This is a genomic window from Acidobacteriota bacterium (assembly GCA_019347945.1).
Lineage (GTDB): Bacteria > Acidobacteriota > Thermoanaerobaculia > Gp7-AA8 > JAHWKK01 > JAHWKK01.
Window position 1 is genome coordinate 60,578 of record JAHWKK010000022.1, and the last position, 6,608, is coordinate 67,185.

The 6,608-nt window shown below is 62.4% G+C and carries 8 protein-coding genes; 1 reads left to right on the plus strand and 7 read right to left on the minus strand.

Annotated features, from left to right (window positions below):
* Positions 1-207: 207 nt before the first annotated feature.
* Entirely contained in the window at positions 208-594 is a 387-nt protein-coding gene (locus KY459_13290; protein MBW3565689.1) for a hypothetical protein, read from the plus strand.
* Here KY459_13290 and KY459_13295 read toward each other — a convergent pair.
* The 7 genes from KY459_13295 to KY459_13325 form a co-directional block, all read right to left on the minus strand.
* The gene (locus KY459_13295) at positions 573-1,847 is read right to left on the minus strand and encodes an amidohydrolase (GenBank protein MBW3565690.1); all 1,275 of its coding nucleotides are present in this window, start codon (positions 1,845-1,847) and stop codon (positions 573-575) included. The genes KY459_13290 and KY459_13295 overlap by 22 nt on opposite strands.
* A gap of 297 nt (positions 1,848-2,144) precedes the next feature.
* The gene (locus KY459_13300) at positions 2,145-3,440 is read right to left on the minus strand and encodes a DUF418 domain-containing protein (protein MBW3565691.1); all 1,296 of its coding nucleotides are present in this window, start codon (positions 3,438-3,440) and stop codon (positions 2,145-2,147) included.
* Positions 3,441-3,525: 85 nt separating this feature from the next.
* Positions 3,526-3,987, minus strand: coding sequence for an isoprenylcysteine carboxylmethyltransferase family protein (locus KY459_13305; GenBank protein MBW3565692.1), 462 nt, complete (start codon positions 3,985-3,987; stop codon positions 3,526-3,528).
* Complete coding sequence (locus KY459_13310; protein ID MBW3565693.1) at positions 3,984-4,766, minus strand: class I SAM-dependent methyltransferase; 783 nt, start codon at positions 4,764-4,766, stop codon at positions 3,984-3,986. The genes KY459_13305 and KY459_13310 overlap by 4 nt, the downstream gene beginning before the upstream one ends.
* Before the next feature lie 15 nt (positions 4,767-4,781).
* On the minus strand, positions 4,782-5,234 hold the full coding sequence (locus KY459_13315) for a PIN domain-containing protein (protein MBW3565694.1): 453 nt from the start codon (positions 5,232-5,234) through the stop codon (positions 4,782-4,784).
* Positions 5,231-5,419, minus strand: coding sequence for a hypothetical protein (locus KY459_13320; protein ID MBW3565695.1), 189 nt, complete (start codon positions 5,417-5,419; stop codon positions 5,231-5,233). Before KY459_13320 ends, KY459_13315 begins: the two co-directional genes overlap by 4 nt.
* Before the next feature lie 106 nt (positions 5,420-5,525).
* Positions 5,526-6,407 carry a TIGR02757 family protein gene (locus KY459_13325; GenBank protein ID MBW3565696.1) on the minus strand — a complete coding sequence of 294 codons (882 nt, stop codon included), beginning with the start codon at positions 6,405-6,407 and terminating at the stop codon, positions 5,526-5,528.
* Positions 6,408-6,608: the final 201 nt, after the last annotated feature.

Below are 6,608 nucleotides of genomic sequence, written 5' to 3' on the forward strand. Positions count from 1 at the left end.
CTGTTTCGTCTCTCAGTCCACGACGTCCACATCGTCCACGACGTCCACATCGTCCACAACCTCAAACCTCCAACCTCCAACCTTCCAGCATGTTCACGATCTCCTGACCGCCGGGACCGGCAAACATTGCAACCTTCGCTGCCGCCATGCGTCTCTATTGGTAGCACCAACGTCCGACGGCGAGAAATCCGAAAGGGGAGCAATGTGATGATCCGGGAAGCGAGTTCCAGTGCAGCCGAGCGAATCGAGGGGGGAAGCGTGGACGTGGTGATCGGAATGGCGGCAGTGAAACCGGAGATCGAGGTCGCCAGGGAAATCCTCTCCTTTCTGCCGGAAGAGATCATCCTCTCCGAAGAGTCGGATCGAGGAGTGGTCCGCTACCATGTTTCCGATTCGATGGACGGATGGAAGCTGAGGGAGATCGTATTCAGCAGGAAGAGCCTTCTCAGGCTGATCGACGACCCGAACCGGGACGTCAAGATCTCCTACATGCGTCGCGAGATCGAGCGCGCGGCGCCCTCGCGCACGCAGTGGCTGTTCCCCAGACTTCCGATGTCGGAGATGCTCGGCGCTCAGCTTCCCGCTTCGAGGTAATCGAGGACGAGGTTCGTCATTGCCTTTGCGCCGACGGTCAGCGCGCTCTCATCGATGTCGAACTCCGCGGTGTGCAGGTTCGCCGTGATGCCTCGTTCCGGATTGCCGACGCCCAGCACGTAATAGAACCCCGGAATTGCCTCGGCAAAGTGCGCAAAGTCCTCGGCCACCATCTGCTGGCCGGCCATGACGACGTTCTCGCTGCCGAGTGTCGAACGGAGCGAGGCGATTGCCATCTCCGAGAGCTCCGGATCGTTCACCGTTGGGGGATTCGAAGAGTCCGCGAACGACACCGAGGCCGATGCTCCGACGGCTTTCGCAGTGTCCTCCACGATCTGATGGATCGAGTCGCGGGCGAGGTCGCGCACCGCCGGTGACAGCGTCCGGAGGGTTCCCTCCATTTCCACGAGCGGCGGAATGACGTTGAAGCGCGTTCCGCCCCGAATGATCCCGATCGAGACGACGACCGGCTCGGTGGGATCGACGCGGCGGGCATCGATCGTCTGGAGCGCCGTGACGATCTGCGCGGACGCGACGATCGGGTCGACGCCGAGATGCGGCTGCGCGCCGTGGCTCTGCTTTCCTTCGACGCGGATCGAGAAGGTGTCCGACGAGGCGAAGAATGGTCCCGGCCGAACGCCGACGGTTCCGGCTTTGAGCGCCGGCCACGCGTGGAGCGCGAAGATCGCTTCCGGCTCATACTTTTCGAAGATCCCCTCCTCGAGCATCAGCGGCGCCCCTCCCTTCTCGCCCGGCGGCGGCCCCTCCTCGGCGGGCTGGAAGATCATGATCACCCGTCCCGGGAGCGTCTCCCGGTTCTTCCAGAGGACCTCCGCCACGGTCAGCCCGATCGCGATGTGCGAGTCGTGTCCGCACGCGTGCTTCACGCCCGGATTACGCGACTTGTACGGAACGTCGATCGTCTCCTCGATCGGAAGAGCATCGATGTCGGCGCGGACCGCGACGGTTGGTCCCGGCAGTCCGCCTCGAATGTCTCCGACGATTCCGGTGCGCGCGATGCCGGTCTCGATCGGGATGCCGATGTGTCGGAGCTGATCTGCGATCCGCCTGGATGTTTCGACCTCGCGGTTGGAGAGCTCGGGGTACTGATGAAATGTGCGGCGGAGCGCGATGCATTGCTGCGCGAGCGCTTCAATCTGGGCATCGATTTCGGGACGGGGCGCGGCGTTGAGCTCAACCGCGGCGAGCCCGGCAACCATCAGAACGAGTGGGACGACGATCACGTTTCGCATGGACAAAGCCTATAAGAAAAGAGTGAAGAGTGAAGGGTGAAGGGTGAAAAAAAGAGTGAAGAGTGAAGAGTGAAGAGTGAAAAAGAGAGACTCACCCCGCCCAGATTTCTTCGCCCGCGCTTCGCCGGGCCCGGACCGCTCGCGCATACTCACCTGACGTCATCCCGAGCGGGCGGTCGGGCGGGCAAGCGAGGGACCTCTCAGGTTGGGACATCAGGCCAAGCGAAGCGCTGGAAGGCGTCGCGTGCAAAGAACGAAGCTCGTGAGTCGACGGTGCCGGTGCCTCTCTTTCACTCTTCACTCTTCTTTTCTCACCATCGGCTGGAAACGCATATAGGTGAGCGAGCGCCAGATCCACTCGAGAGGTCCGAATCGGAACCGCCGCAACCACAGCGAGCTCAGCCACGCTTCGAGCGCAAAGATGGCGATCGTCATCGGGAGAAACCAAGCGGGTCCGAGCGTTCCGTAAAGCCCGAGGCCCCAGCTGTAGAAGATCGCCGTGCCGATGACCGCCTGACCGATGTAGTTGCTCAGCGCGGTCCTGCCGATTGCCGCTCCGGACGCGAAACGACGCCGCCAGACCCGGGACTGGCAGAGAAGGATGATCGCAATGATGTAACCCGCGCTGAGAAGGGGAACGCTGAAGTACTGGATTACGAACGCGACGAGACCGAGTGGCGATGGAGGAAAGGGAGGGGCGGGATCGAACCATCGGATCAGCGTGGCCGCGACGTTTCCCGCAACGCCGAGCACGAGACACCAGATCATGACGGTCCGGTAGCGTCCGAGCTTTTCCGGAGGCGGTGTGAGCAGCCGCTTTCTCCATGTCCACATACCAGCGAGAAACAGTGCGAGCAACTGTGAGAAAAGGATCGGCAGGTAGTTCCAGTTCTGCCCGAAGACCTCACTGACGCGCTGCGCCTGGATCTCACCGAGGCTTCCGAGGGCATAGGCATTCATGGCCTGGGCGATGACTTCGGGGTCGCCCGCGGGATCGGGGACCTCGAACCCGGTTGCGATGATGAAGATCCCGCCGAGCAGGGTGATGAGGAGCGGCACGAAGTAGAGCGGCACGGCCCAGAAGAAAATCGTCCGGTCCTTCGCGTTCCGAAAGAAGAGAAGAAAGAGGCCCGTCAGCGCGTAGGGAACCAGGATGTCGCCCCACCAGATGAAGAGCCCGTGAACGAGCCCGAAGCCGATGAGGATCAGCAGCCGTCGAATGTAGCGGCCGCCGAACCGCGCGCCGCGGGCTCGGCTCCGCTCGAGCTGAACCGCGAAGCCGATTCCGAAGAGGAGAGCGAAAATCGTGATGAATTTCCCCTGGATGAACGTATCGATGAACGCCTGCGCCAGCCGGTCCGGCATTGCCGTCCAGAAGCGGCGCGGGTCGAAGTAGACGACGGCGGGAGCGGCGAATCCGCGCATGTTCGCGGCGAGTATGCCGAAAAGCGCGAGTCCGCGAAGGACGTCGATCGTCAGAACCCGCTCGGTGAGCGAGATCGGAGCGATCGGATCGGTCAGCGGAGCGCTCGACTCCTCGGGAAGCTCGAGGGCGGGTTGCGGGACGGCAGCTGGATCGGGCGTCGTGTCCACGAAAGTGATTCTAGCCGTATGGGTTCCCCGGAATCTCCCACCGGTAACCCGGCGGCAAGGCTCCCTGCTGGCTCCTTTGCGAGTCTCACAGCCATCGTCGGGTCCGGGCTCGATACTTCTCGAATTCGGCGCCGAATCGGGATGAAAGAATCCGCTCCTCCGGCACGATCTGAAAGCGGGTGAGCCAGACCGGCAACAGCGGCACGATCGCGAGGCTGATCCAGTTGTCGAGCAAGACGGCCAACGCCGTGAGCGCGATCAGAAGAGCGAGGTACATCGGGTTTCTGCTCAACCGGTAGATTCCGCCGACGACGAGCAACGAGGCCTCCTCCGGACGTCTCGGATCGATCGTCGTCCGGGACCTCGTGAACTGGAGAAGAGCGAGGGAGGCGACGGCGATTGCCACGAGAGCCAGCGCAGCCGCAATGTGATGACGGAACGGAATCCCGATCGCAAGACCGGGCATGAAACGTTCTGCGAGGATCATGATCGTTGCGCATGCCATAAAGATGATCGGCGGATGAACGGCGAGCTCGAGCCGCTTCATCGTTTCCTGGCCATGAACCAATGATTCTGGGCCAGCGGAGTGAAAAGACGGGTGAGGACAGCATCGGCGCTGTCGACGATCCGAGTCAGCGACTTCGACCGGTGAAAGCTCCGAGGCAGGCGGTTCCACGAATTTCTCGGAAGGAAACCATGGCGATGGGTCTCGAGCAGGTCGAGACCGGCGTTCGCCACGAGTCGCCGTATGTCCTCACGTGTGTAGCGATGCCGGTGATAGTGAAACTCCCCCTCTTCGTCCGGCTCGCGATGAAGGAGTCGACTGACCGCTTCGTTGAGACTCATCCGGTTGGGAAAATGGCAGGCGATGAAGAGCCCGCCGGATCGAAGAATCCGCCGGATCTCGAGAAGGGCATCCGGCTCGTTCCCGCCCGTTTCACGCACGTGCTCGAGAACCCCGACGCTGAAGACGGCGTCGAACGACTCGCTCTCGAACGGGAGATCGGTGGGAGAATCGAGGCTTCCTCGTACGAATTCGAGACGTGAAGCAAGATTCGGCTCGAGTGAGGCGAAGATCTCGGGAGGGTCCTCGAGCGAGTACGCCGTGACCCTGTATCCGGCGCGGAGGAGCCAGTACGAAAAGTGTCCGCGGCCGCAGCCCCAGTCGAGAACGCGCGATCCGGCCGGAACGAGCCTGAGCGTGAGATCGTGCAGAAAACGATACTGGCTCGCGGCGGTAAGCGAGAGGAGCTGATCATTGGTGTTGCCGGGATCGATCGAGCGGAGCGCCGCGTGGTAGCGGGCGAGATCATCGAGTGAGGACATCGAACGGAGAAGATATCAGCGAGAGTCCTGGACGGAGTCGACCAGGGGATTTCTCACCTTGAGATCGCGAAATCGCGAGAAGTCCCGATCCGCCGTCCAGAGCTCGCGAAGGTTCCAGCGGATGCAGATCGCGGCAATGCGAGCGTCATGAATGGCCGGCCCCGCGATCCGCGCTCCTGCCACGACGTCACGAAGATGCGGCCAGTACCCAGAGTCTTCACCGATGAGTCGAATCCGAGGGGCCTCCATCCACGCCTCCAGCTGGGAGATTGCCCGGTCGGTCGGAGTCGGCGGATCGTAGATGCGGGGATGTGTGACGATGGCCAGGAACTCGTGAACCACGGGCCAGGGAATCGCCCAGTTCTCGGATCCTTCCGCCAGACTCGCGATCATCGCTGAAGCGGGCTGATGCCATGGGGAGTCGGCTCGGTGCGCGTAGACGAGAATGTTCGTGTCGACGCCGATCACTCCCCGCGACCCTCATAGATCATCCGGCGGATCTCGCTCCAGTCGCCTTCCCGGATGCCGGGCTGAACGCCGTTACCGCCGAAGGATTCGTCGCGGAGTGTGAAGGTGCCCCGCTCGGTTCGCCGCTCGATGGCGAGCTCCAGACCTTCTTCGATGAGGGCGCGGAGTGAGATCCTCTCACGCATAGCGAGATCCCTGGCAGCGTCCAGGAGGGGCTCGCGAATTTCGACAGTCGTCTTCTTCGGCATCGTATGATATAAATATGGGTATATAGCGCCCATATTCCCATACTCAAGTGGCGTCAGGCGCGGGAAAGCGGCAGACGTCGAGGAGCAGGCACCGGCGGCATTGCTCCGCCTTTTTCTCGCGGGAGCACATTGCGAGGACTCCCATCCGGCAGATCGCGAAATCGTAGCGGACGGGATCATCGGGGCTCATGGCGGAGAACTTCGAGGTGAGCTGGCGGGCCGTTTCCAGATCGGCGCTCTTCCGATCGATCAGCCCGAGAAACGTCGCGATGCGATGGACGTGGGTATCGACCGGCATCAGAAGCTTCGCGGGATCGACGAAGGTCCAGAGCCCGAGATCCGGCTCTTCGCGCCGGACCATCCACCGGAGATAGAGGTTCATCCGCTTGCATGCGCTCCCGTCGCGGGGATCGCTGAGGAGATAACGGAGCGACCTCGGGGGATTGGACCGTTCGGCGAGAATCGACTGCACGAAGCGCGAGAGCGAGCCGGAGACATCGGGTTCGAAAGGATCGAAACCTTCGCGGAAGCGAGCCCCGAGAGAGCCGCTCGAACGGATCGCGAGAGAGACCCGGGTGAGGAGCGCCACCAGATCCGCGGTCTTGTGGAAGCGATGCGAAAAGCCGCGGAAGATCCGGCCGGCGACGCGCGGGGAAAGGCCGTTTGCGAGAAAGAGATACGGCCCGGGCGACATCCTTCCGAGAATGCCGCGGACGTTGCGAAGCGCGATGTCGGCGCGGCCGTAGGCGAAAGCCGCCGCGATGAGTCCGGCCGTCTCCTGATCAAGCGGGTCGTCGAAGTCGCGGACGGCCTCGAGGGGATCGGGGCTGAGATGCGAGATGTCGAACGACGCTACGAGCTCGTCGAGTCTGGCGGAGAGAGTTGCGCCATCGGCAACCGGGCGGACGTGGGAGGAAGGTGGCATCGGAGTGACGGGGTCGGGGGGGGAAAAGGGAAATAAACGGGACAATAAACCCGCTTTAGGCCCAATTTGGCGTGTATTTAGCAATTAAAACCCCCCCCCCGGCGTTAAACAAGACCCGGGGGGGGGGAGTGCGCTCCTGTATCAACACCCTAAATTCCGGGCGGGGGGCGCCGGGCCCCCCCACGCAAAAACAAATAAAAA